Source organism: Ruania halotolerans (genome assembly GCF_021049285.1).
Taxonomy (GTDB): Bacteria; Actinomycetota; Actinomycetes; order Actinomycetales; family Beutenbergiaceae; genus Ruania; species Ruania halotolerans.
On sequence record NZ_CP088017.1, the window covers coordinates 3,592,371 to 3,613,459 of the forward strand.

24 protein-coding genes, 2 tRNA genes and 1 pseudogene are annotated in these 21,089 nt (G+C 68.5%); 14 read left to right on the plus strand and 13 right to left on the minus strand.

Annotation, left to right across the window (positions count from 1 at the left end):
• Positions 1 to 10: 10 nt before the first annotated feature.
• A complete protein-coding gene (locus LQF10_RS16200) occupies positions 11 to 787 on the minus strand; it encodes a YrhK family protein (RefSeq protein WP_231064843.1) in 777 nt (258 codons plus the stop codon).
• Between the two features lie 64 nt (positions 788 to 851).
• Between LQF10_RS16200 and LQF10_RS16205 the strand changes: the two genes are divergently transcribed.
• Positions 852 to 1,187: a DUF6221 family protein gene (locus tag LQF10_RS16205; RefSeq protein ID WP_231064844.1), complete on the plus strand. Its 336-nt coding sequence runs from the start codon at positions 852 to 854 to the stop codon at positions 1,185 to 1,187.
• 18 nt (positions 1,188 to 1,205) lie between these two features.
• Here LQF10_RS16205 and LQF10_RS16210 read toward each other — a convergent pair whose 3' ends face one another.
• Complete coding sequence (locus LQF10_RS16210; protein WP_231064845.1) at positions 1,206 to 1,655, minus strand: anthrone oxygenase family protein; 450 nt, start codon at positions 1,653 to 1,655, stop codon at positions 1,206 to 1,208.
• Complete coding sequence (locus LQF10_RS16215) at positions 1,652 to 2,506, minus strand: Rossmann-fold NAD(P)-binding domain-containing protein (RefSeq protein ID WP_231064846.1); 855 nt, start codon at positions 2,504 to 2,506, stop codon at positions 1,652 to 1,654. The genes LQF10_RS16210 and LQF10_RS16215 overlap by 4 nt, the downstream gene beginning before the upstream one ends.
• An 80-nt stretch (positions 2,507 to 2,586) precedes the next feature.
• On the opposite strand from LQF10_RS16215, the gene LQF10_RS16220 reads away from it, so the two are divergent.
• Positions 2,587 to 3,561: an AraC family transcriptional regulator gene (locus LQF10_RS16220; RefSeq protein WP_231064847.1), complete on the plus strand. Its 975-nt coding sequence runs from the start codon at positions 2,587 to 2,589 to the stop codon at positions 3,559 to 3,561.
• Positions 3,562 to 3,642: 81 nt separating this feature from the next.
• A complete protein-coding gene (locus LQF10_RS16225; protein WP_231064848.1) occupies positions 3,643 to 4,254 on the plus strand; it encodes a hypothetical protein in 612 nt (203 codons plus the stop codon).
• Between the two features lie 84 nt (positions 4,255 to 4,338).
• Here LQF10_RS16225 and LQF10_RS16230 read toward each other — a convergent pair whose 3' ends face one another.
• Positions 4,339 to 4,710 carry a hypothetical protein gene (locus LQF10_RS16230; protein ID WP_231064849.1) on the minus strand — a complete coding sequence of 124 codons (372 nt, stop codon included), beginning with the start codon at positions 4,708 to 4,710 and terminating at the stop codon, positions 4,339 to 4,341.
• 17 nt (positions 4,711 to 4,727) lie between these two features.
• On the opposite strand from LQF10_RS16230, the gene LQF10_RS16235 reads away from it, so the two are divergent.
• The 4 genes from LQF10_RS16235 to LQF10_RS16250 all read left to right on the plus strand — a co-directional run bounded on the left by LQF10_RS16235 (position 4,728) and on the right by LQF10_RS16250 (position 9,462).
• Entirely contained in the window at positions 4,728 to 5,201 is a 474-nt protein-coding gene (locus tag LQF10_RS16235; RefSeq protein WP_231064850.1) for a hypothetical protein, read from the plus strand.
• Positions 5,202 to 5,303: 102 nt separating this feature from the next.
• Positions 5,304 to 6,245 (plus strand): GntR family transcriptional regulator, encoded by a 942-nt coding sequence (locus tag LQF10_RS16240; RefSeq protein WP_231064851.1) that lies wholly within the window; start codon positions 5,304 to 5,306, stop codon positions 6,243 to 6,245.
• Positions 6,181 to 6,429, plus strand: a complete 249-nt coding sequence (locus LQF10_RS16245; RefSeq protein WP_231064852.1) for a substrate-binding domain-containing protein — start codon at positions 6,181 to 6,183, stop codon at positions 6,427 to 6,429. Before LQF10_RS16240 ends, LQF10_RS16245 begins: the two co-directional genes overlap by 65 nt.
• A gap of 75 nt (positions 6,430 to 6,504) precedes the next feature.
• Complete coding sequence (locus LQF10_RS16250; protein ID WP_231064853.1) at positions 6,505 to 9,462, plus strand: polysaccharide lyase family 8 super-sandwich domain-containing protein; 2,958 nt, start codon at positions 6,505 to 6,507, stop codon at positions 9,460 to 9,462.
• 14 nt (positions 9,463 to 9,476) lie between these two features.
• Here the strand turns inward: LQF10_RS16250 and LQF10_RS16255 are convergent, their stop codons facing one another.
• The 3 genes from LQF10_RS16255 to nagB form a co-directional block, all read right to left on the minus strand.
• Entirely contained in the window at positions 9,477 to 10,010 is a 534-nt protein-coding gene (locus tag LQF10_RS16255) for a SecDF P1 head subdomain-containing protein (protein ID WP_231064854.1), read from the minus strand.
• 38 nt (positions 10,011 to 10,048) lie between these two features.
• A complete protein-coding gene (locus LQF10_RS16260; RefSeq protein WP_231064855.1) occupies positions 10,049 to 10,699 on the minus strand; it encodes an SIMPL domain-containing protein in 651 nt (216 codons plus the stop codon).
• Between the two features lie 445 nt (positions 10,700 to 11,144).
• Entirely contained in the window at positions 11,145 to 11,930 is a 786-nt protein-coding gene (gene nagB, locus LQF10_RS16265) for a glucosamine-6-phosphate deaminase (protein WP_231064856.1), read from the minus strand.
• A gap of 139 nt (positions 11,931 to 12,069) precedes the next feature.
• Between nagB and LQF10_RS16270 the strand changes: the two genes are divergently transcribed.
• Both LQF10_RS16270 and LQF10_RS16275 read left to right on the plus strand, forming a co-directional pair.
• On the plus strand, positions 12,070 to 12,753 hold the full coding sequence (locus LQF10_RS16270; protein WP_231064857.1) for a HEAT repeat domain-containing protein: 684 nt from the start codon (positions 12,070 to 12,072) through the stop codon (positions 12,751 to 12,753).
• A 7-nt stretch (positions 12,754 to 12,760) separates the two neighbouring features.
• Positions 12,761 to 13,519, plus strand: a pseudogene (locus tag LQF10_RS16275) (MerR family transcriptional regulator); the annotation flags it as partial.
• 183 nt (positions 13,520 to 13,702) lie between these two features.
• On the opposite strand, the gene LQF10_RS16280 reads toward LQF10_RS16275, so the two are convergent.
• From LQF10_RS16280 to msrB, 3 genes are read right to left on the minus strand one after another with little or no spacing between them, the layout of a single operon-like run.
• On the minus strand, positions 13,703 to 14,644 hold the full coding sequence (locus LQF10_RS16280) for an EamA family transporter (protein WP_231064858.1): 942 nt from the start codon (positions 14,642 to 14,644) through the stop codon (positions 13,703 to 13,705).
• 33 nt (positions 14,645 to 14,677) lie between these two features.
• Positions 14,678 to 15,460 carry an endonuclease/exonuclease/phosphatase family protein gene (locus LQF10_RS16285; RefSeq protein ID WP_231064859.1) on the minus strand — a complete coding sequence of 261 codons (783 nt, stop codon included), beginning with the start codon at positions 15,458 to 15,460 and terminating at the stop codon, positions 14,678 to 14,680.
• The gene (gene msrB / locus LQF10_RS16290) at positions 15,457 to 15,873 is read right to left on the minus strand and encodes a peptide-methionine (R)-S-oxide reductase MsrB (RefSeq protein WP_231064860.1); all 417 of its coding nucleotides are present in this window, start codon (positions 15,871 to 15,873) and stop codon (positions 15,457 to 15,459) included. Before msrB ends, LQF10_RS16285 begins: the two co-directional genes overlap by 4 nt.
• A 101-nt stretch (positions 15,874 to 15,974) precedes the next feature.
• Here msrB and surE point away from each other — a divergent pair, with 101 nt between their 5' ends.
• Together surE and galE are read left to right on the plus strand one after the other, a co-directional pair.
• Complete coding sequence (gene surE / locus LQF10_RS16295; RefSeq protein WP_231064861.1) at positions 15,975 to 16,751, plus strand: 5'/3'-nucleotidase SurE; 777 nt, start codon at positions 15,975 to 15,977, stop codon at positions 16,749 to 16,751.
• Positions 16,748 to 17,713 (plus strand): UDP-glucose 4-epimerase GalE, encoded by a 966-nt coding sequence (gene galE, locus LQF10_RS16300; protein ID WP_231064862.1) that lies wholly within the window; start codon positions 16,748 to 16,750, stop codon positions 17,711 to 17,713. The genes surE and galE overlap by 4 nt, the downstream gene beginning before the upstream one ends.
• 71 nt (positions 17,714 to 17,784) lie before the next feature.
• Here galE and LQF10_RS16305 read toward each other — a convergent pair whose 3' ends face one another.
• From LQF10_RS16305 to LQF10_RS16315, 3 genes are all read right to left on the minus strand, one after another.
• The gene (locus LQF10_RS16305; RefSeq protein WP_435531455.1) at positions 17,785 to 18,135 is read right to left on the minus strand and encodes a metallopeptidase family protein; all 351 of its coding nucleotides are present in this window, start codon (positions 18,133 to 18,135) and stop codon (positions 17,785 to 17,787) included.
• A gap of 89 nt (positions 18,136 to 18,224) precedes the next feature.
• On the minus strand, positions 18,225 to 18,794 hold the full coding sequence (locus LQF10_RS16310; RefSeq protein ID WP_231064864.1) for a dihydrofolate reductase family protein: 570 nt from the start codon (positions 18,792 to 18,794) through the stop codon (positions 18,225 to 18,227).
• On the minus strand, positions 18,791 to 19,702 hold the full coding sequence (locus LQF10_RS16315; protein WP_231064865.1) for a helix-turn-helix domain-containing protein: 912 nt from the start codon (positions 19,700 to 19,702) through the stop codon (positions 18,791 to 18,793). The genes LQF10_RS16310 and LQF10_RS16315 overlap by 4 nt, the downstream gene beginning before the upstream one ends.
• Before the next feature lie 174 nt (positions 19,703 to 19,876).
• Here LQF10_RS16315 and LQF10_RS16320 point away from each other — a divergent pair, with 174 nt between their 5' ends.
• The 3 genes from LQF10_RS16320 to LQF10_RS16330 all read left to right on the plus strand — a co-directional run bounded on the left by LQF10_RS16320 (position 19,877) and on the right by LQF10_RS16330 (position 21,089).
• The gene (locus tag LQF10_RS16320; protein ID WP_231064866.1) at positions 19,877 to 20,728 is read left to right on the plus strand and encodes an META domain-containing protein; all 852 of its coding nucleotides are present in this window, start codon (positions 19,877 to 19,879) and stop codon (positions 20,726 to 20,728) included.
• Between the two features lie 175 nt (positions 20,729 to 20,903).
• Positions 20,904 to 20,976, plus strand: a tRNA-Glu gene (locus tag LQF10_RS16325).
• 39 nt (positions 20,977 to 21,015) lie between these two features.
• Positions 21,016 to 21,089: transfer RNA gene (locus LQF10_RS16330), tRNA-Asp, on the plus strand.

Sequence of the window (21,089 nt, forward strand, 5' to 3'; positions counted from 1 at the left end):
GTTGGCGCACCTACCCGCCGACCACCTCAGTCGAGCGGGCGGGGGCGCTGAGCTCGACGAGGGCAGTGATCGCGCCGACTGCGAACAGCATCGATCCGACCAGGAAGGACCAGTTCACGACAGCATCCGCCGCCGCACCCGGTGGCGCGAAACCCGCTGTGCTGCCCACCAGGAAGAGCACGCTGCCGAGCAGGTTCGCTGCCGAAGATGTGGTGCCGACATCATGCGCCGGCCACGACTCACGCAGATACAGGTAGCTCGCGAGGACGAAGCCGAGCGAGCCCACGGTATTGAGTGCGGCGACCAGATGTGCCTGCTCGGTGTTCGCCATCGCAATCACCATGCCGACCTGGAACGGAAGTAGAGCGGCAACCCCCTGAATGAGGGACGCCCGACCCGCGATACTGGCCCAGAACTGAGACCATCGACGTGGTTCCACCGCGCATCGTGCCTCCTCCACGGCGAACAGCGCACCGACGCTGAACACGGTGGCACCGATCAGGTTGCCTAGCCGCACCGTCGTCGCTTCGGCGCCCGGGCCCACGATCGCACTGATCCCGGCAACGATGAATACCACTGACCCGATGGCGAAGCACACCGCCATCCACACCGAGGCGTCCCAGGAACTGAGGGAGCGTTCAGCAGACCGGGACCGCCGCGACCACCGTTCGTTGAACTCCAGCAGTCGCCCGTCGACGACCGCGGCAGCATGCACGACGATCCCGTGGACGAGACTGAGTTCACGGCGCTCGAGGGTGGCTACCTCGTAGGCAATAGGACGTTGCATCCTTCTATCGTGGCCGCCGGTGTCCAGTGGCGTCGACGCGCTGACCTGCGTGCGACCATGACGAGTGACAATCACCGAGTTCGTCCATGCCAGGATCGCCGATGACGAGGCGGTGGCGTCCCGAACATCGGCTACCTCAGATGTGCGCACTGTTTCGGGCAATCCTGCAGTGACTGCGCACTTGCACCGGTTCGGGCCCGAGCGGGTCCTCGCGGAGTGCGCCGTGAAGCGAGCACTCATTCAGGACCTGTGGGAGACCGCGAGCCTGTCCGGGAACGAGTTCGGCGCCTTCCGGGAGCGGCGTGAGCTGGAGCGTGACGGGGCCTACCCGGTGGGCCTGCGCCACCTGGCGACCGTGTACGCCTGGCACCCCGATTTCCAGGAGGGGTGGCGCCCCTGATCGCCGCGACGCGGCATCTCACCAGAGCAGTGCCACCGAGGCGCCCAGGGCCAGTGCCGTGCGCAGATGGTTCCACCGCCCCCACACTCGCCGATACTGGTCCCAGGCGGCCGGTGCGGCCGGATCGCTCACCGGCACCAGGTCGAGCCGCCGGTTGAGCGGCACGTTCGCCAGGACGGTCACGGCGAAGGCGGCGAGCCCGAGCACGGCACCGATCAGTTGCGGCCCACCACCGGCACCTCCCCGCATCACCTCCACCGCAACGAAGGCGCATGCTGCCGGCGAGCCGAACAGAGGCACCATCAACAGACTGCGCGGGGCCACAGCGTTGATGGCCTGCATCACGCCATGAGCGGTGCCAGGGTGAGTCCGGCCGAGCGCCGGCAGCACCACCGCGCTGAACGCGAGAAACAGCCCGCCGAGCACCGCGGACAGGATCGCAGCGCCCACCACGATCACCTCGTTCATGCCCTGCTCCACGCGCCACCGGCCGCCGCCGCGGCGGCGAAATCCTCGAGCGATCGGGCCGGCCTGCCGAGGACGTCCGCCACAGTGGACGTCGTGGCACTGTTGCGGCCGTCGAACAGGTCCACGAAGACGTCGGCCAGTCCCTGCGCCTCATCGGCGGGCAAGCCCATGGACTCAGCCCCCGCTGCGAACTCCGGACCGGTCACCTGGTGATACTTCACGGGCCTGCCGAAGGCGTCCCCGAGGATCCCGGCGGCCTCCGCCAGCGGCACCACGCGGGGACCGGTGAGCTCGAGCACACGACCCTGATACTCCGCATGCGAGGCCGTCAGGGCAGCAACGATGACGTCGGCGATGTCCTCGGCGTCCACGAACGGCTCGCCTCTCTCCGGAGCCCCCGGCAGCGCCAGCACACCCTCGATCACGGTCTGCGCGAATGCGCCCTCGCTGAAGTTCTGGTGGAAGAAGGCGCATCGCACCACGGTGCCGGTGGGGATCAGGTCAAGGAACGCATGCTCGCACTCCTGCGCGAGAGGTTCGCCGCGGCCGGAGAGCAGTACCGCTCGCTGCACCCCCCGCTCCACGAGGGCCGCTGCCACCCCGGTGACGGCCTCGCGGGCACCCGGGAGGGCGAGGTCGGGCTGGTAGGCGAGATAGGCCGCGCGGACACTGTCCACGGCGCCGGGCCAGGTGGTGGGATCCGTCCAATCGAAGCGTGGGTCACCGGAGCGGGAGCCGGCGCGGACGGCGTGGCCCGCAGCCGTGAGCCGTGAGGCGACGCGGCGTCCGGTCTTTCCGTGGGCGGCTGTCACGAGGATCGGGCGGTCGCAGATGCTGGGTGGGGAGGTCATGCCTCCATCACAGCGCGCCCGGGTGAGACGATCCATAGTCATGCGGCTCAATTTCATACGCAATCGTCTAATCTGAGTGCGTGGACGCTCTCTCCGCCATGCTCGACGGGCCCCGCACCCGGGGTGCATACGTCCTGCGTTGCCTGCTCGCCGCGCCCTGGTCCATCCGCGTGGGCGACGAGGCACCGCTCGCACTCGTGGCCATGGTCCGCGGCCAGACCTGGCTCACCCTCGACGGGGACGAACCGGTCGCGCTGCGCGCCGGCGATGTCGCGCTGATCAAGGGGCCCGAGCACTACACACTCTCCGACCCGCCCGGGCACGCTCCGGACGTGTTCGTGGGCACTGACGAGGTCTGCCGGGACGCCGACGGCGGCTCGCTCGAGGACCAGATGCTGCTAGGTGTGCGGACCTGCGGTAATGCGCTCGACGGTGAGACCGCCTTCATCGTCGCCTGCTACGACTTGCGCGGGCAGGTGACCCCGCGGTTGCTCGGGACGCTCCCCCCATTCGTGCGTATCCCGGCCACCACTGACGACGCCCTGATGAGGGTGCTGCACGCGGAAGTGGATCGGGACGCCGTCGGGCAACAGGTGATCCTGGACCGCCTCGTGGACCTGGTGCTCGTGCAGGCGTTGCGCGCATGGTTCGCCGACCCCGCTTCACAGGCACCGCGATGGTGGCAGGCCACGAGCGATCCAGTGGTCGGGCCTGCCGTGCGGGCCCTCCAGGCGAACCCTGCCTCCCCGTGGACGATCGACCGGCTCGCGCGCTCGGTGGGGGTCTCCCGCGCGACTCTGGCCAGGCGGTTCACCGAACTGGTGGGGGAACCGCCGATGTCCTACCTCACGAGCTGGCGACTCACCCTGGCGGCAGATCTGCTCCGAAGCGGCACTGAGACCCTCCCCGCGCTTGCTCGGCAGCTGGGATACGCCTCGGGCTTCTCATTCAGCAGTGCGTTCAAGCGCCGTTACGGCGTGAGCCCGCAGACGTTCCGCGCAGACACGTCCGCGCCGAGCACGGAGGCGCGAGCCACACCGCCGCCCCCGCGCTGACCGAAGGGCCGCGGGCCGATGTCGGTCCACGAGGCTCGTGGCCGCGGATGCCAGACTAGGCCGGAACAAGGGAGGTGACCCATGCGGATGCGGGTCCTGCTGCTGGTCTGGAGCGGCCTGATGCTGACGTGGCTGGGAGCCGCGGTGTTCGGATGGGGGAATGCCGAGACCGGGTCAGCCCAGCCGCTGGTGCAGATCCGCAGTGCAAGCGATCTCGTACCGGCGCAGATCGAAGCACAGGCCACCCCGGAGTACTACCTCGGCGAGGGGCACCTGCTGGTACTGATCGCCGTCACGGCCCTGAGCGTGCTGCTGCCGCTGCGTGCGAAGCCGCTACGCATCGTGGCCGGGCTCGCCTATCTCGCTGTCGGTGGATACCTGGGCTACACGGCCTGGTCCGGCGATCCGCCGGCCGAGGTAGGCACCATGGTCGGGTACGTGGTGGCCGGGGCGCTGGTACTGGCCGGCCTGTTCTTCTTCGCCGATCAGCGCGGCGCCGTGGGGATCGTGGCTGGGGTGGCGGCACTGGCCGGCGCCGCGTGGAACACGCATGCCGTCGTGGCCGTTGCCCTGCCGGATGATGGCAGGCCGGGCCTCGGGGCCGTCTGCCTCACGTTGGGTTACGTGCTGGTGGCCGCGGGGTCCTTCGCTGCCCTGGGCGACCACGGCCGTCGATCGAATCGACGCGCATAACTTCGCGGGTCGCCTCCCGGTCCGCCCGAAGGTCTCCGTGTCACTGACTTGGTGACCTCGTACCGAGCCGCGACGAGCGCTCGATCACGTGTTCGGGTCGCGGAACTTCGCCATCGGATCCGGGTCACCCATGGAGTCGATCTCGGATCGATCGCTGTAACTGACCTCGGCAGCCTCCCCGGAGGACGGATGGCGACCTTGACCCGGCGCACCGGATCGCAACTGTCCGCGCTGCCTGGCACTCTGGATGCTGCGGATCTTCCAGAACAGCACGGCACCCCCGATCAGGGCCACCACGAGGAGGATCGGCACCATCGCGTCCATGCTGATGACATCAAAGGTCATCGCGAGAATGACGGCGGCGAACACCGCCCCCTCGATGAGAGCAAACCTGACGAAGAAGCGTGAAAGCTCCCGACTCACGTTCGTGGACCCACCTGGGTTCTGAGACGCCATGGCACTATCGTCTCACTGTGCCGGCGAATCGTCATCCGTCCGGTTCGGTACGGGTGCGGGTACGTCACGTGGCGAACTGGCTCAACCTCTCCACCCCGCTGGGCCTAGCGGTGGCGGCCGTCGGTGGCGCCCGGCGCCGGCCCGGCCCCGCGCTCCTCACCCTGGCTGAGGGGTATCGGTGGCGGTTCCCGACCGGAGGTGCGTTCACCGTCGGCGATGTGGTGATCACGCGGACAACGATCGCGCGCCTGAGGGCCCGCCACCCCTTCCTGCTGCGGCATGAGGAGAAGCACGCGCGGCAGTGGGCCTACTGCCTCGGGCTTCCGTTCCTCCCGCTGTACGGCCTGACGATGGGCTGGTCGTGGCTGCGCACCGGAGATCGTGCGGCACGGTGCTTCTTCGAGCGGCAGGCGGGCCTGGCCGACGGCGGGTACCGGGACGTACCACCCCGGAGACTGCCTACGTTCTGGCGCAAGGCCCACCGGCCCTGAGCTCGGCGGTCTCGTCCGCAGTTCTCTTCACTTACATCTTGATTACTCTCTTGTTGCTCCCCCAGGCTCACACGTGCAACGGAGCACAGGAGAGGACGTGTCGTGGCGGATTCCACCACAACCGGCGACGAACGACCCACGGCTACCGTGCGGGACGCCGCCGTGCGCGCGCTCAAGTTCCAGTCCCTGGCCGGCGATCTGCGTCGTGGAATTCTGGCAGGTGAGTGGGCAGCCGACGGCAAGTTGCCCACTGAGAACCGCCTCGCCGCCGACACCGGACTTTCCCTGACGACGGTGCGCCGCGCCTACGACGAGCTCGTCGAGGACGGGTTGATCCTGCGGCGCCGTGGAGCGGGAACATTCGTCATCGACAGGACTGCCGGCTCACCACGCCAGCGCCTCCGGATCGGCGTCCTGGTTCCGGACACGCACCTCTACTTCCCACGGATGCTGCAGGGCATCGACGACGCGTTGTCCGCGGCCCGTGCCGGAATGCAGCTGGCGACGTACCACTACGACCCGGCGGAAGAGCGCGAAGACATCGCGCAACTGCTGGACTCCGGCGTGCACGGACTCCTCCTCGCCCCGGACCTGCTGACCGTCGAGAACCCGGCGGCCCGCGCAGCGGAGCTCACCTCGCTGCCGGTTCCTGTCGTGTTGATGGAGCGTCGACTCGTCGGCGCGGGCCCGGCCGACACGAGCGAACACGTCACCTCCGACCATCGCGGCGGGGCATACGACGCGGTCGTCCACCTCCATCGGCTCGGTCACGAGAAGATCGCCCTGCTCACCCGCAGCCACGGCCCCACCCAGGATGCCGTGCGCGCCGGCTACGAGGCCGCCGTCGGTGCGCTCGAACTCACGCCGCTGCAACGGTCCGAACCGCCCACCTGGAACCGCGAGCTCGCCGAGGACTGCATCACCACCCTGACCACCGCCGGGGCCACTGCGGCTCTTCAGCGATCGCGAGGCCACGCTCGTGCTCGGCGCCGCACGTCGTCGCGGCCTGCGGGTTCCCGAGGACCTCGCCTTGGTCTCCTATGACGACGAGCTGGCCGATGTGGCGGACGTACCGCTGACCTCCGTCGCACCCGCCAAATACCGCGTCGGCAAGCTCGCCGCCGAGATCCTGCTACGGCGGATCACCGACGGGGACGCCGGCCCCGTTCACCAGGTGCAGCTTCGGCCCCGCATCGTGATCCGGGACTCGTGTGGCGCTCGCCATTGACCCGTGATCGACACCCATCGAGTGACAGCCCGGGCGGATCAGATCCGTCACCAGATATCGCAGAAGGAGCCAGTCATGACGCAAGGACGCGCCACCGATCATCCGATTCCCGCGGTGAGCCGCCGGGCCGTACTCGCCGGGTTCGGAGGTGTCGCCCTCCTCTCCGGCACGCTCCCGGGGCTGGGGAGATTCTCCGCATCGTCGGCCCATGCGGACCCGGGCGACAGCTATGCGGCAGCTCTCGACGTGTGGCGCGAGTTGCTCACCGGCGGTGCGGACTTCGATCCAGGTGATCCTCGGCTCGCCGCAGCCGTCGACGTCCTCGACGCCGAGGTGGCCGATGTGATCCCGCTCATCACCCGCACTCCGGGCCGGAACCTGGTGTTCACCGACCTCATGCTCGACGAGCCCCCGATGATGACCTCCACCTACCGGCGGCTGGCATCGATGGCCACTGCCTTCGTCACCCCCGGGAGCGACTATCAGGACGATCCCGCGGTGCTGGCTGATGTGCTGGCGGGCCTGCGGACCACGCACGACATTGCCTATCACCCGGACCGGGACGAGCCGGGTAACTGGTGGGAGTGGGAGATCGGGTCGGCACGCGCCTCGATGGACGCGTGCATCCTCGTTGCCGATCACCTCAGCGATGCTGAGATCGCCGACTACACCTCGACCATCGACTACTTCGTCCCTGATCCCTTCTACCAGTTCCTCGACTCTCGGCGGACCGAGTCCACTGGCGCGAACCGGATCGACCTGTGCCGGGCCGTGGCGCTGCGCGGGCTCCTTGGCCGATCCGAGCAGAAGGTCCTGCGCGCACGTGACGGCATCTCGGCGGTGTTCGAGTACGTCGACTCGGGCGATGGCTTCTATCGGGACGGCTCCTTCGTCCAGCACGGAAACGTCGCCTATACGGGCACCTACGGCGAAGTGCTGCTCGATGGCACCTCCCGTCTGATCACATTGCTCTCTGGTTCTCCGTGGGAGATCGTCGACCCAGATCGGCACATTCTGTTCGACGCCGTCGACCTCACGTTCGCCCCGGTCATGGTCAATGGCCTCATGATGGACTTCGTCAGTGGCCGGGCGATCTCCCGCGAGAACGCATCAGACAGCTACCACGGCCGGCTCGTGATCGACCACATCCTGCGACTTGCGGACGGAGTGGCGGTCGAACGCCCCGATGTCGCCAACCGCTGGCGCGCGCGATGCAAGGGCTGGCTGGAGCGATCCACATTCGGCGATGTCTTCACCGAAGCCCGCGTGCCACGAGCAGCCGCCTATGCCGCGCTGCTCGAGGACGACTCCATCGAGCCGCTTCCGGAGCCGCAGAACCTGGCGCTGTTCCCCGCCATGGCGCGCGCGGTCGGACGAGGTGAGGGGTGGGCGCACGCGATCTCGATGTCGAGCAAGCGAATTGCCTACTACGAGGCCGGCAACGGGGAGAACGAGCGCGGGTTCCACACCGGCGCGGGTATGACCTACCTCTACAACGACGACCACGGACAGTTCACCGACGCGTTCTGGCCGACAGTCGACCTGTACCGGCTGCCCGGCACCACGGTGGACAGCAAGCCACTGCCCGATGCCGTCGGCGGTGAGTGGGGCACCGCACGACCACCCAGCGCCACCTGGGCCGGTGGGGCATCGCTGGGTGCATACGGCGCTGTCGGCCAACATCTGCAGGGCATCGCCTCCACGCTGGAAGCCCGCAAGTCCTGGTTCTACCTCGGCGAGGTCGTGGTGGCCCTGGGTGCAGGGATCACTGGTGGCGGCGCCGAGCACCCGGTGGAGACGGTCGTGGAGAACCGCAACCTGCACGCCGATGGGACCAACACTTTGCTCCTCAACGGTGACGTGCAGCCGGCGCATCAGGATTGGTCCGCCCACGCGCCGGTGCGCTGGGCGCACCTGGAAGGTGTGGGCGGCTACATCTTCCCTCGCGGATCCCAGCTCCACCTCCGCCGGGAGGAGCGGACCGGCAGCTGGAGCGATGTGCATGAGAGCGGGTCGACCGATCCGATCACGCGGAGATACCTGACGATGTGGTTCGACCACGGCGTTCGCCCTGAAGACGACAGCTATGCGTACATGCTGCTCCCCGGCGGTTCGCCGGCTCAGACTGAGGAGCTCGCCCGGCCCGGTCGCAGCCGCGTGCAGATCCTGGAGAACTCCCGAGGTGTCCAGGCCGTCCGGCGGCGCAGCCTGGGACTGACGGCGGTCAACTTCTGGGGCGCTGCGGGCGCCGACACGATCACCACGCTCGCCGCTGCCGATGCGCATGTCAACGACGGTCAGCACGCCGGTACGAACTACGGCACCCGGACCCTCATGCTCGTCAAGCACGTGGCACAGGAAGACTCCGGCTACTCGCGGCAGAGCTACCTACGATTCGACCTATCTGACGTGACCCTGCCGCCCGACGATGTGGCTGTCGCCACGCTGCATGTGCGTGCCCGGGTCAACGATGCGGGCGGCACCATCGCCGATGTCATCGTGCACGCGGTGGACGAGACCTGGGAGGAGTCCGCGCTGACCTGGAACACCAAACCTCCGCTGGGAGAGGAGATCACCACAGTCCAGATCGATAGCGGCTGGGCGTGGCATGCGATCGAGCTCACCGCCCACGCGGTCGAGAAACTTCGCAGCGGCAGCAACCTCTCCCTCGCCCTGGCAGAGCCGGACGGCCCCACGAACGGGCTCTCGATCGAGATCTCCAGCCGAGAGTCGGCCGATGCCCCTTACGTCTCGTTCGAACCGATCCCGCAATCGCAGTCCGTCGCGAGGATCACCACAGCGAACCCGTGCTCAGTGGTGCTCGACGAGTCCGACCCCCGGGCGCTCGCCGTGGCCGTGTCCGACCCCACCCAGGAGCAGGACACGGTGTCGGTGACGATCGCGGGGCGTAGGTTCCGCACCTGGGAGGCCGACGCCACGATCGACGTCACGCGAGAAGGGAACGACACGCGGCTGACCGTACGCACCGAGGGATCGCTGGGAGCCACGCACCGGGTCACGTTCCGCAGCTGAGGCCGGCGGGCCGGTCAGCGTCTGGCGCTGTCGACGAAGGCGCGCGCCTCGCTCTCGTCCCAGCCGCTGATGGACAACGTCCCCTGATCGATGCGTTCCATCACGGTGGGGGCGGAGATGACTGCACCGTCCACCAGCAGGGCGATCCGCCCCAGATCAGATACGGACGCCGTCTCGGTAAGTTCCGCGAACTCCTCGGCGGTCTCCGGCAGCAACTCGATCTGTACGACCGTCTCATCGGTGGCCGCGCCGTCGGCATTCACGCTCTTTCCGAGTTCGATTCCACGCACCGTGTGAACATCGATCTGCTCGGAGAGCGCGAAGCACTCGGACCCCTCCGGGGCGGAGAGGTACTCGTCTGGGCAGTTCGGCCCGCTCACCACCTCATCCACGAGGGCGAACGAGAACGGGTCCGCGAGGGTGACCTCGCCATCGTCTGTATCGCCTGCCGAACATCCGACCAGCACGAGCCCAGCAGTCCCTGCAATGGCTGCGATGCGTCCTCGCACACCCCCGGCCTGACCTTCGCCCGCGCCCCCACATGCCATACCTCTCACGGTACGCACGCGACCCTCATGCGCAAGGCCTACTCGCTCACGAAGTCGGCCGTCACCTCGGCATTGATGTCCACGTCGCCGGCTTTGAGGTCCGCCGAAGCCCCGGCTGGGGCGGGCGCGCCACGGGTGGCGAAAGCCTGTGAGGGCGGACCGGCGCCAGCATTCGGCCGCAGCCCGGGCTCGAACACGGCCACCAGGCGAGGCTCAGCCAACCCCAGGGCCGCCGCATAGTCGCCTGCCCGCACGACGGCGTCCCGGACCGCGTCCACACGCGTCGCCTTCTCCATCTCACGACGAGTGCGCTGAGTCAGTTCCCACGTCACACCGCCGAGTGAGACACCGTCGAGCGTACCGACCTGGGCCACCCATTCGGCCAGCACGCCGAAGTCGAGGAATCGCACAGTCACGGAGGCCGAACTGCGGAACTTGGTGATCGTCCTCTTGGAGTCCTTCACGTACTCCTTGAACGGTGCGGCCTGCACGCGGTCCGCACCCCACCAGGTGGCAGCGCCGGAATCCTGGTGGCGCCGCGCCGCGTCCGTGACGTGGCGGTGCGCCTCCAGCGTCTGGTTCAGCACGCTACCCCGGTTCGTGCCTTCGAACCCGACCAGAAGATGCAATTGCGCTCGCTCCGGCGGGAGGGAACGAGTGGCGGTGCCGTGCACGCTGAACGTCGTCATGGGCGGCATCATCGCACGTTCTCGCGCGGGTCAGAATGAAATCGCCGACCCGGGAACTCCGCGACCCGTAGAAACTCGCGACGGCATGAGTAATGGAATGAATGCTCAATGCATGCACGCGCGCGCGATCAGTCCGACGCGACGATAATTCGGCCAGCGTGCCAGTCAGATCCGGCCTCGGACCTGACTGGCACGCTGACGGGCGCGAACGCCCTGCACAGGGCGGGGCGTTCGCGCCTTTAGCTCACAGGCCCAGCGAACCGAGCAGGCCGAGCAGGAGGGCGAGAACGGTGTCAAGCAGACCGAGGACTGGATCGAGCATTGGAGTTACCCCATTTCTCATTCAATGAACGACATAAGGAGATATGTCGCACACCCGAAGGTGCACACCCCACTCTGCCAATCCCTATACGGTCGGTCAAGACCCATTGTGATGAACAGTGCGTTACAGCCCTTGCCAGGCGGGCTTGGTCTCGTACGTCTCCCGGTAGTAGTCGGCGAGCTGCAGCCTCGCGGCCGCCGGCGGATCCACCAGGACCGACACATGCGGGTGATGTTGCAGCACCGACGCGGGCCACATCGCCGAGACCGAACCCTCCACCATCTCGTGGATCGCCTCGGCCTTGTTCCTGCCGGTGGCGACGAGCACCAGGTGGCGAGCAGACGCGATCGTCGCAAGTCCCTGGGTGAGGCAATGCGTCGGCACCTGTTCCACGTCATCGTCGAAGAACCGAGCATTGTCCATGCGGGTCTGGCGCGTGAGGGTCTTGATCCGCGTGCGGGACGCGAGCGAGGAACCGGGCTCGTTGAACGCGATGTGCCCGTCTGTACCGATCCCGAGGATCTGAAGGTCCACTCCGCCCGCCTCGGCGATGGCCCGTTCGTAGGCGGCGCAAGCGGCCGGGATGTCCTCGGCAAGACCATCCGGGCCCTGGACGGCACCGTCAGCGAAGTCCACCCGTCCGGTGAACTCGGTCTCGATCACGTTCCGGTACCGCTGCGGGTGTGCGGCAGGCAGTCCGACGTACTCATCCAGCAGGAAGGCGCGCGCCCGCGCGAAGCTCACCTCACCGGCCTCATACCGGCGGACCAGTTCGTCGTAAACCGCGAGCGGCGACGAACCGGTGGCGAGGCCGAGAACGGCGTCTGGTTTGCGCTTCAGAAGCGCCACGATGGCATCGGCAACGATCCGGGCGCTCTCCGGCGCACCGGGCTGAATGATCAGTTCCATGCGCCCAGTCTCACAGAGAACGAGGGCCCGCTGCCGATGGTGTCCGCGCAGCAGCCTCCTGAGCTGGTCCGCCGTCCAGGCTGCGCTTGACCTTGACACGGTGACAACCTCTTGACTGGGGCAGCAAAGGAGGTGGCTCATGAACTCGCCACACAACCAACCGTCGCCCGCGCAGGTCCAGCTAGGGCTGTACGCGGCCGACTCATCCACGCGCCTGCGCGCCGCCCTGGCCGCGGGCACCTACCCCGACCCCGAGCTCGTCGAGACTCTCATCACGCGATCGGGGATCGAGCCGGATTTCTTCGTCCGGGACATGCTCACCTGGGCCCTGACGCGCCATTCTGCGGCCAGCACCGTGCCGCTCCTGCTCGCGGAAATCAGTGCGCCGAGCTCCGGCCGTGGCCAGGCGCGCAGTCAGGCGCTGCACACTTTGTCCAAGATCGGCGCCGAGCATGCCTGGCCGGCCGTGCAGGAAACGCTGCGCGATACTGACGATGAGGTGGCGCGCAGCGCATGGCGTGCAGCCGTGGCAATCGCCCCGGCACACGCTCATCCGGTACTCATCGAGACTCTGCTCAGCCAGCTCGGCCGCGGTGATCGGGACGTGCAGCGCAGCCTGAGCAGGGCGCTCCTCGCGCTGGCTGACCGTTCCGAGCGCATCCAGAGCATCCTGGACGAAAGCCTCGATGCAGCGTCCACCAGTCCGGACCCGGCTGTTCGTGCTCATGCAGTGGCCACCCAGCGCCTGCAGAACGACCCGGACGCCGCGTTCGAGCTCTCCGTAGCGCAAGCGCAGAAAGTGCGGGCGCTGGGCGCGAGATGATGGCGGCATGCTGATCGGTGAGGTGTCCCGCCGTTCGGGGGTGAGTTCCCGGATGCTCCGCCACTATGACTCACTCGGCCTGGTGCGCCCGACGGGGCGCACCAGCGGCGGCTACCGGGAGTACACCGACGAGGACTTCCGGCGCATCTTCCAGGTCGAGGGGCTGCGCACGCTCGGGCTGTCTCTGCGTCAGATCGCCCGGGCACTCGAGGATCCGGAGGTCACGCCGGCCACGCTCGTCGGTGATCTGATCGAGCAGTCCGAACAGCGCCTAGCCCGCGAAGAGGAGCTGCTCAGGCGCCTGCGTGCGGTCGAGCAACTCCGGTCCCCCGCCTGGGCGGATGCCCTGCAGATCGTGGCCCTGCTGAGCGACCTTCGGTCAGCCAGCTCGCTTCGCCGGCAACGCGCAGCCCTGGAACCAGGATCGGCGATGCCGGCGGAGGCGCTGGCCGAAGCCGTACTCACCGAGTCCGAGCCGAATGCGGCCGGTGCGCTGCGGTGGGCCCTGGCACGCACCGGGACCGCGGCCGCGCCGCATCTGGCCCACGCCCTGGAGTCCGAGGACGTCCAGGTACGCCGCCGCGCCGTGCGGGCCGCCACCGCACTTCCCGTGGAACAGGTGCATGCGCTGCTCGCCCGGGCCATCCACGATCCGGATCCGGACGTGCGACAGCACGCCGCACTCACCCTGGGCGCACAGGGATCACCCACCGCCCTCGGCACGCTGATCACGATGGTGGTGGACGGCTCCAACGACGTCGAGGCGGCCGAGGCGCTCGGTGTCCTGGCCGGATCGCCGGAGGGCGGCCATGAGGTGCTGGCGCGTCTGCAGTCAGCCCTGCGCACGGCCACCGTGGAACAGCGGCGCCGCATCACCCAGGCACTGGCGGAGCTACCAGCCGACGCGACCGCTGCCGCCTTGGAAGAACTGGCCGCCGATGGGGACCGCTCAGTGGCCCTCACCGCGGCTGCCGTGCTCCAGCGCCGAACCCGGTCTCGGACGCTTCCGCGGCGCAGAGATCCAGACGGCGGCGCTCACCGCCAGCGTGCCGGCCACCTCTCCCCAGGTGGGGATCTGACGCAGGGCGAGGACGCCGATCACGGTGGCCGAGACCGGCAGTAGCGCGTTCAGCAGCGCGAATGTGGCCGTGCCCAATCGCTTCAACGTGACCTGATCGAGGGTGTACGGCACCACCGTGGAAAGCAGTCCCACCAGCGCCAGGGTGATCCCGATCGGCCAGCTCAGCGCACTGACCGCCCCGGCCGCCGTGAGCGGCGCGTACAGCAGCGAGGCGAAGGTCAAACCCATGGCGAGTGAGGCCACGCCACTGCGGCGCTTGACGATCCGGCCGCCGATGACCATGTATCCCGCCCAGAGCACCCCGGCCCCCAGGGCTGCGGCCAGACCGAGGGCCAGCTCCGCCGTCGTGCGTTCCCCGTTCCAGTTCAGGCCCACCAGTGAGATGGCAAGCACCCCCGCGGCGGCGAGCACGACGGCGAACCGGTGCCGCACGCTTCGGCCACCCCACGCGGCCACCACCACCGGGCCGGCGAACTCGATGGCCACGGCCGCACCGAGCGGCAGGTGATCGATCGCCACGTAGAAGAGCATGTTCATACCGAGCAAGACCACGCCGAACAGGCCGGTCTGCGCCAGTTCGCGCCGGGTCCAGCGCAGCCGCCAGGGTCTCACCAAGGCGAACAGGATCACGGCCCCGACGGCGCCCCTCGCCCATGCCACCGACGTAGCCGGAATCGTGGCGTACAGCCCCACAGCGAGTGCTGCGCCGATGTACTGGCTCGTTCCGGCTGCGAGGAAGAGCAGCGGTGCCGGGATCCGGTCCATAGCGGCGTTGCCGCGTTCCCCGCCCTGCTCGCGCGCCGCGTTCACACCTGCCCCGCCGATGCCGTCACCGGTCCATGGTCACAGTCCTACCCGGACCCGCAACCCCCGATGATCCGAGATCGCCAGGCGAGGCGCAGACACCTCCAGCACCTCGCCGCCACGCAGGAGCACATGGTCGAGCTGGCGCCGTGGCGCGGCGGCTGGGTACGTCAGGGCTCGGGGCATCCGATACCCACGGGTGAGCGGATCGACCCAGGCAGGGTCGAGGTTCAGGTCACCGCACACCAGTGCGCGTCCGCGCGTGTGGCGAGCGAGATGTTCCATCGCGCGCAGAACCCAGAGCATCTGAAACGCCGCGACGGGGCCAGCGAGCGAGAGGTGCGTGGAGCAGACGGCGACGGGCCCGCCCGGGGCGTTCAGCACGGCAGCAAGCACACCACGGGGTTCGTCCTCCCATCGCGCCAGACGACCGGCCCGCACGCTGGGCAGCGATACCGGTACCCGGGGCAGGCGCGCGGTGAACCAGGCGAGCACCGGATACCGCGAGGCGATGGCGAGTCCGTAGGCCGGGCCAGGGTGGTCCCCTGCCTGGCCCGGAACGAGGTCCGCTCGAGACCCTCGGCGCACATCACCGGCGAGCGTGGCCGCGAAACGCACATGCGCCAGCCCCATCGCCGAGGCCACCACACGGGCCTGGTCGATACCAGCGCTGCGCGGTTGCCCCCGATCGACCTCCTGGAGCGCCACCACGTCCGCCCGCACCTCGGCGACGGCGCCCGCGAGCGCTGCCGTATCAGTGGGCAGACCAGAATCGGCGCGCAGGCCACGCTGGAGGTTGAGGGTGAGAACGTCCAGGTTCACGCGCCGCCAGTGGGTTCGGCACCCTCGTCGAAGCTCAGCGAGACGGAGTTCATGCAGTACCGGTCTCCTGTGGGGGTCTGCGGAGCATCGGCGAAGACGTGGCCGAGGTGGGAGCCGCACTTGGCGCAGCGCACTTCGGTGCGGACCATGCCGAGACTGCGGTCCTCGATGGTCTCGACCGCGTCGGAGTCCTCCGGGGCGTAGAAGCTGGGCCAGCCGCAGTGGGAGTCGAACTTGGTGGTGGAGCGGAATAGTTCGTTGCCACATGCGCGGCATCGGTACACGCCCACCCGGTTCTCGTGCAGAAGTTCCCCGGTACCGGCGCGCTCAGTGCCTGCCTCGCGCAACACGGCGAACTCCTCGGCACTCAGTTCGGACCGCCACTGCTCCTCGGACTTGCTCACCTCGTACATATCCCTAGTGTCCCACCTCCCCACCACAGGGCACAGGGCGACTGCGCACCAGGCAGAATGGTCTCAGCAGCCGGCCGACCCCTTGGAGGAGTGCTCCCCACATGCGCGTGCTGATCACGAACGACGACGGAATCACCTCCCCCGGCCTGGCGATACTCGCCCACGTGGCCGCCGATGCAGGGCATGAGGTTCTGGTGGCCCCGCCGAACCGCGAGTACTCGGGCTACAGCGCCGGTCTGAACGGTGAACAGGACGACGACGGCGAACTCCGCCGGACCCCGGGCCGGCCCCCGGGGCTACGCGAGGACATCGAGGCGATGGGCGTGCATGCCAGCCCTGCACTGATCGCCTACGTCGCCGGAATGGGTGGCCTGGGGCCGCGGCCGGACCTGGTGCTCTCCGGGATCAACCTCGGCCCGAATGTGGGGCCGGCGATCCTGCATTCGGGCACCGTGGGTGCCGCCCTCTCGGCCGCGGCCCAGGGCATTCCGGCGGTGGCGTTCTCCAGCACCGGCCGGGAGATCGAACATGCCGAGACCGCTATTGCCGTGGTGACCGAGGCGTTCCAGTGGGTGACCAATCATCCGCAGGACGGACGGGTGCTGAACATCAACATCCCTGATGTCCCGCGCGGCCAGCTGCGCGGGTTGCGCACCGCTCCCCCGGCCCGGTTCACCCTCGAGGAGGGTGAACGCGAGCGTCAGGTACGCGGCCTGCTGTTCAGCCCGTTCTCGGCCGACGCCGTCACCTTCGACCCGGACAGCGACGCCGGATTGCTCGCCAGGGGCTGGGCGACAGCCACTCTGCTGCGCTCGCACACCCACGATGGGACCGCGGCCACTATGCCCGGATTCGATACTCAGGAGGTTGGCCGATGACATGGTTGGTGACCGGCGGCGCCGGATACATCGGTGCGCACGTGGTGCGCGCCTTCACCCAGGCCGGGATCGACGTGGTCGTAGTCGATGATCTGTCCAGCGGGAAAGCCCCGTTCGTGCCCGACGGCGTCCCGTTCGAACAGGCATCGATCCTGGAGACCGAGCGCCTCACCGAGGTGTTGCGCACACACGCGGTCCAGGGGGTGGTGCACGTGGCCGGGTTCAAGTACGCGGGGGTGAGCGTGCAGCGGCCGTTGCACACCTACACCCAGAACGTCACCGGCACCGTCAGCGTGCTGGAGGCGATGGCGGCCGCCGGGGTGGGATCGATCGTGTTCTCGTCCTCGGCGGCGACCTACGGCACTCCGGAGGTGGACCTGGTCACCGAGTCCACGGCGACCCGCCCGGAGTCCCCGTACGGGGAGTCCAAGCTCATCGGTGAGTGGCTGCTGGCCGACCAGGCCCGCGCCACTGGACTGGCGCACACCTCGCTGCGCTACTTCAATGTGGTCGGCTCCGGTTCACCGGACCTGCGCGACGTCTCCCCGCACAACCTGTTCCCGCTGGTGATGGATGCCCTCGCCGAGGGGCGCACGCCCACGATCATGGGCACCGATTACGACACCCCGGACGGCACCTGCGTCCGCGATTACATCCACGTCTCCGATCTGGCGGACGCGCACGTGAATGCCGCCAAGGCACTGGCCGCGGGAGAGCGCCTGCAGCCGGTGTACAACCTCGGCAGCGGGGACGGCGTATCGGTGCGGCAGATCATGGACACGATCGCGGCCGTCACCGGTATCGACTTCGAGCCGGAGCTCGCCGCGCGCCGGCCGGGGGATCCGGCTCGGATCGTCGCCTCCGGGGAGGCTGCGGCGCGTGACCTGGGTTGGCAGATGACGCACACCCTGGAGCAGATGGTCGCCAGTGCCTGGCAGGCTCGCCAGGCCGCCACCGTCTGACGTTCACCGCCTCAGCGCGCACCCCGGACACTCACGGCGCCGACATACGTTCCGGGCGTCGGTGGGATCCCTCAACCCCAGCCGAGTTCGTGCAGCCGCTGATCGTCGATGCCGAAGTGGTGCGCGATCTCATGGATCACCGTGACCGCCACCTCTTCGGCGACCTCGTCGGCGGACTCGCAGAACCGCAGCGTGGGGTTGCGATAGATCGTGATGCGGTCCGGGAGCGAGCCGGCGGCCCACCATTCCCCCCGCTCGGTCAGCGGGGTGCCCTCGTAGAGTCCGAGCAAGTCCGCATCGCCCACCTCGGCGGGCGGGTCGTCCTCCACCAGCACCACCACGTTGTCGATGTGCCGGGCAAGCTCGGGCGGGATCAGATCGAGTCCTTCACCCACGGCCGCTTCAAAGTCTTCCTGGGACATCTCGATCACAGTCGGAAGTCTCTCACCCGTGCCGGCCCCGTGACCGCGATGAGGAGCGGCGCCGATCGTGGGAGTCCTCGCCTGCCGGATCAGGGCGCGGTCGGCAGTACCCGATAGCGCGCACACAGGAACTCGCGGTTCACGCCGGAGTCCATCAGCTGGAGTTCGGCGTGACCATCGAGCAGCGGCGCCCCCGATCCGAGCGTGACCGGAGCGATCGAGACGATCACCTCGTCCAGAAGGCCCGCACGGGCCAGATCGGCAGCCAGAGCGCCACCACCGACGACCCACACGTCACGTCCGGCCGCAGCCGCTACCAGCCGTGGATGGAGATCGGCCACGTCGCCGGACGCGGCGCGCACATCCGCGCCGGCCGGGGGCTCCAGCGGGCGGTGGGTCATCACCCAGGTGGGTTGCTGGTAGAACCACGCCTCCCCGGTCTGTTCCCGGTGCCGCTCGATCCAGTCATAGGTCGACCGGCCCATCACGATCGCTCCGACCCCAGCCATGAAGGCGTCGTGGGAAAAGGGTCCCGCGGGATCGATGTCGCGGGAGAGCAACCACTCCAACGAGTGATCGTCGGTGGCGATGAAGCCATCGAGGGTCATCGCCGTCACATACGCCGTGCGGGGTCGGCCGGTCGATTCTGCATCCGTCATGAGGTACTCCTTCTCGCAAGCCAATCCAGGGGGTCGCCATCGTCGATGTCCGTGCCGGACTCGCGCAGCCATGAGCGCGCCAGTAACCGACGGTGTGCCGAGAAGGTGAGAACGTGGGTGACGATGCCGCCCAGCACGAAGCTCTCCGGCGGCTCGCACAGCGCGTCGACGACCCGGTCGCTCCAGGCTCCGTTCTCGTCGCTGCGTCGCACCATCGCGACCCACCGCGCAGCGACCTCAGTGTGCCGCGCAGCGAGGGCCGCGATGTCACGGGTGCACCGCTGCGGCTGGTCGGCGCCCTCGATGGCGGCGAGCCAGACCTCCTTGGTCCACACCGTCGCGGCGAGCAGGTCGAACACCGACTCCTCCGGACCGTCCCACGGCAGCACGGTATGTCCGGGACGGCGATGGTGCAGCGCTGCCGGATCGACCCCGCTGACATATTCGAGGAGGGCCGCGGTGTCGGCCACATCGTGGTGCACGAGAGTCGCGACGAGTTCGTGCGCCGTCGGCCGGCCACCGTCCCCATCGATCCAGAGGTTGGTCGGAGGATGGAAGTGCACGCCATTGGGTGCCGGGAGCCGGTGGCCGGTTCCGGATGTTGTCGCACTCGGCGGGTGCCCGAACGCCCGAGCAAATGCGCGGGCGAATCCGTCGACGCTCTCGTACCCTGCCTCCAGCGCCGCGTCGGTCACGCTCGTGCCGTGCGCGATCCGCCAGGCGGCGCGCTCCAACATGACCCGACGGCGCAGCGCCACGGGCGGCTCCCCCGCGCCGGAGGACAGGGTGCGGGAGAAGTGGAACGGCGAGGCGTAGGCCGCGTCGGCCATCGCACCAAGCGTCGCGTGCTGCTCGTCGAGCACGGCGTCCAGCAGCTCGCGGAGGCGGTCACGGCGGTTCTCGGTCATCACCCCAGTCTGACCACTCGTGGCCCCGCGGCGCCCGACCGTTCTTGCTGTGGTGTTCCCACCGACGCCAAATGCCCATGCCACTTGCCGTCCACCGCACCTCGGCGGACATTCGTGCTCTGCTAGCTGAGGCAGCTCCCGCAACACCATCTCCGCACGCGACACAGGGAGGGTATGACGATTCGTGCTGCCCTCATCACGCCGCTGCTGTGCGCTGCCGTCCTTGTTCTGGCCGGATGTGGAGGCATATCCGGTGATCAGCCGCCAGAAGAGGCTCCCGCCAACGATCAGCAGCCCGCGGCATCGGAGCTCGTGGGCCTGTGGCGGGTGGAGGCGGATGGGCTCGACGTGGACACGTGGGTACAGCTCGGGTCACCCTTCTCGCCGTCGGACGTCACGGTGTGGAGTCAGGACTGCACACAGTCCGGGATGTGGCGCGCCCGTTCGGGCACCCTGCTGACCCAGCTCGGGTCCTGGTCCGGCGCGTGCGACGGCCCGGAACAGCCGTGGCTCGTGAATGCGACCAGGTATGCCGCATCCGGCGACGGGATGGTCCTGATCGATGCCGCAGGCGAAGAGACCGCACAGTTGACGATCAACGGCGAACCACCCTCGAATCCGACCATCGCCGACGAGTTCCGGGAGCAGCCCGAACTCACCGAGGAGCAGCGCGTCGAGTGGGACTCGACTCCTGCGCCACTGCCCGAGGGTGTCGAGCCTGCCGCGATGGACGACCTGCTGGGGCGGTGGGTCCCCACGCAGCACTATTCGACCGACCCCTATCTTGAGTTGGCCGAGGGCGGCACATGGACCGGATCCGACGGCTGCAACGAGGTGGGCGGCCGCTGGGCGCTCACAGAGGACGGCAGTCTCCTGACTGTCTCCGGCGCCCAGACACTGATCGGTTGCGAGGGACACGACCTCAGCAGCGCGATGGCTCAGGCGGCGTGGCTGGTCGTCGACGGTGAGCGGCTCGCCTTCTACGGCAGCGAGGGAGAACTCCTCGACGAGGCGACTCGCACCTGAGGTGGCAGCGCTCACCTCAGGCTCCGCCGTCGGCTGTGTGCCGAGGACGTGAGCGCCCTGACGGCGGCCCGACCGACCGTGCTCCACGTCACCTTCAGGCGTTTTGCCGAGCAGGCCAGGAGTGTCGTATGCTTTCCGAGGTTCTGGGGCGTCGGATGGCGTCACGGGTGACCGGGCCCCCATCGTCTAGCGGCCTAGGACCCCGCCCTTTCACGGCGGTAGCACGGGTTCGAATCCCGTTGGGGGTACGACTACAAGTTCATATCGAAGCATGAAGTCTCATACGAGGCCCCGTAGCTCAGTTGGTTAGAGCGCCGCCCTGTCACGGCGGAGGCCGCCGGTTCAAGTCCGGTCGGGGTCG

Bases quoted from the DNA above. Each gene is read 5' to 3' on its own strand.
- surE (WP_231064861.1), top strand. From the start codon at position 15,975: ATGCGCGTGCTGATCACGAACGACGACGGAATCACCTCCCCCGGCCTG.
- LQF10_RS16305 (WP_435531455.1), bottom strand. From the start codon at position 18,135: ATGTCCCAGGAAGACTTTGAAGCGGCCGTGGGTGAAGGACTCGATCTG.
- msrB (WP_231064860.1), bottom strand. From the start codon at position 15,873: ATGTACGAGGTGAGCAAGTCCGAGGAGCAGTGGCGGTCCGAACTGAGT.
- galE (WP_231064862.1), top strand. From the start codon at position 16,748: ATGACATGGTTGGTGACCGGCGGCGCCGGATACATCGGTGCGCACGTG.
- LQF10_RS16250 (WP_231064853.1), top strand. From the start codon at position 6,505: ATGACGCAAGGACGCGCCACCGATCATCCGATTCCCGCGGTGAGCCGC.
- LQF10_RS16320 (WP_231064866.1), top strand. From the start codon at position 19,877: ATGACGATTCGTGCTGCCCTCATCACGCCGCTGCTGTGCGCTGCCGTC.
- LQF10_RS16315 (WP_231064865.1), bottom strand. From the start codon at position 19,702: ATGACCGAGAACCGCCGTGACCGCCTCCGCGAGCTGCTGGACGCCGTG.
- LQF10_RS16215 (WP_231064846.1), bottom strand. From the start codon at position 2,506: ATGACCTCCCCACCCAGCATCTGCGACCGCCCGATCCTCGTGACAGCC.
- LQF10_RS16210 (WP_231064845.1), bottom strand. From the start codon at position 1,655: ATGAACGAGGTGATCGTGGTGGGCGCTGCGATCCTGTCCGCGGTGCTC.
- nagB (WP_231064856.1), bottom strand. From the start codon at position 11,930: ATGGAACTGATCATTCAGCCCGGTGCGCCGGAGAGCGCCCGGATCGTT.
- LQF10_RS16230 (WP_231064849.1), bottom strand. From the start codon at position 4,710: ATGGCGTCTCAGAACCCAGGTGGGTCCACGAACGTGAGTCGGGAGCTT.
- LQF10_RS16255 (WP_231064854.1), bottom strand. From the start codon at position 10,010: ATGGCATGTGGGGGCGCGGGCGAAGGTCAGGCCGGGGGTGTGCGAGGA.
- LQF10_RS16260 (WP_231064855.1), bottom strand. From the start codon at position 10,699: ATGACGACGTTCAGCGTGCACGGCACCGCCACTCGTTCCCTCCCGCCG.
- LQF10_RS16270 (WP_231064857.1), top strand. From the start codon at position 12,070: ATGAACTCGCCACACAACCAACCGTCGCCCGCGCAGGTCCAGCTAGGG.
- LQF10_RS16225 (WP_231064848.1), top strand. From the start codon at position 3,643: ATGCGGATGCGGGTCCTGCTGCTGGTCTGGAGCGGCCTGATGCTGACG.
- LQF10_RS16310 (WP_231064864.1), bottom strand. From the start codon at position 18,794: ATGACGGATGCAGAATCGACCGGCCGACCCCGCACGGCGTATGTGACG.
- LQF10_RS16200 (WP_231064843.1), bottom strand. From the start codon at position 787: ATGCAACGTCCTATTGCCTACGAGGTAGCCACCCTCGAGCGCCGTGAA.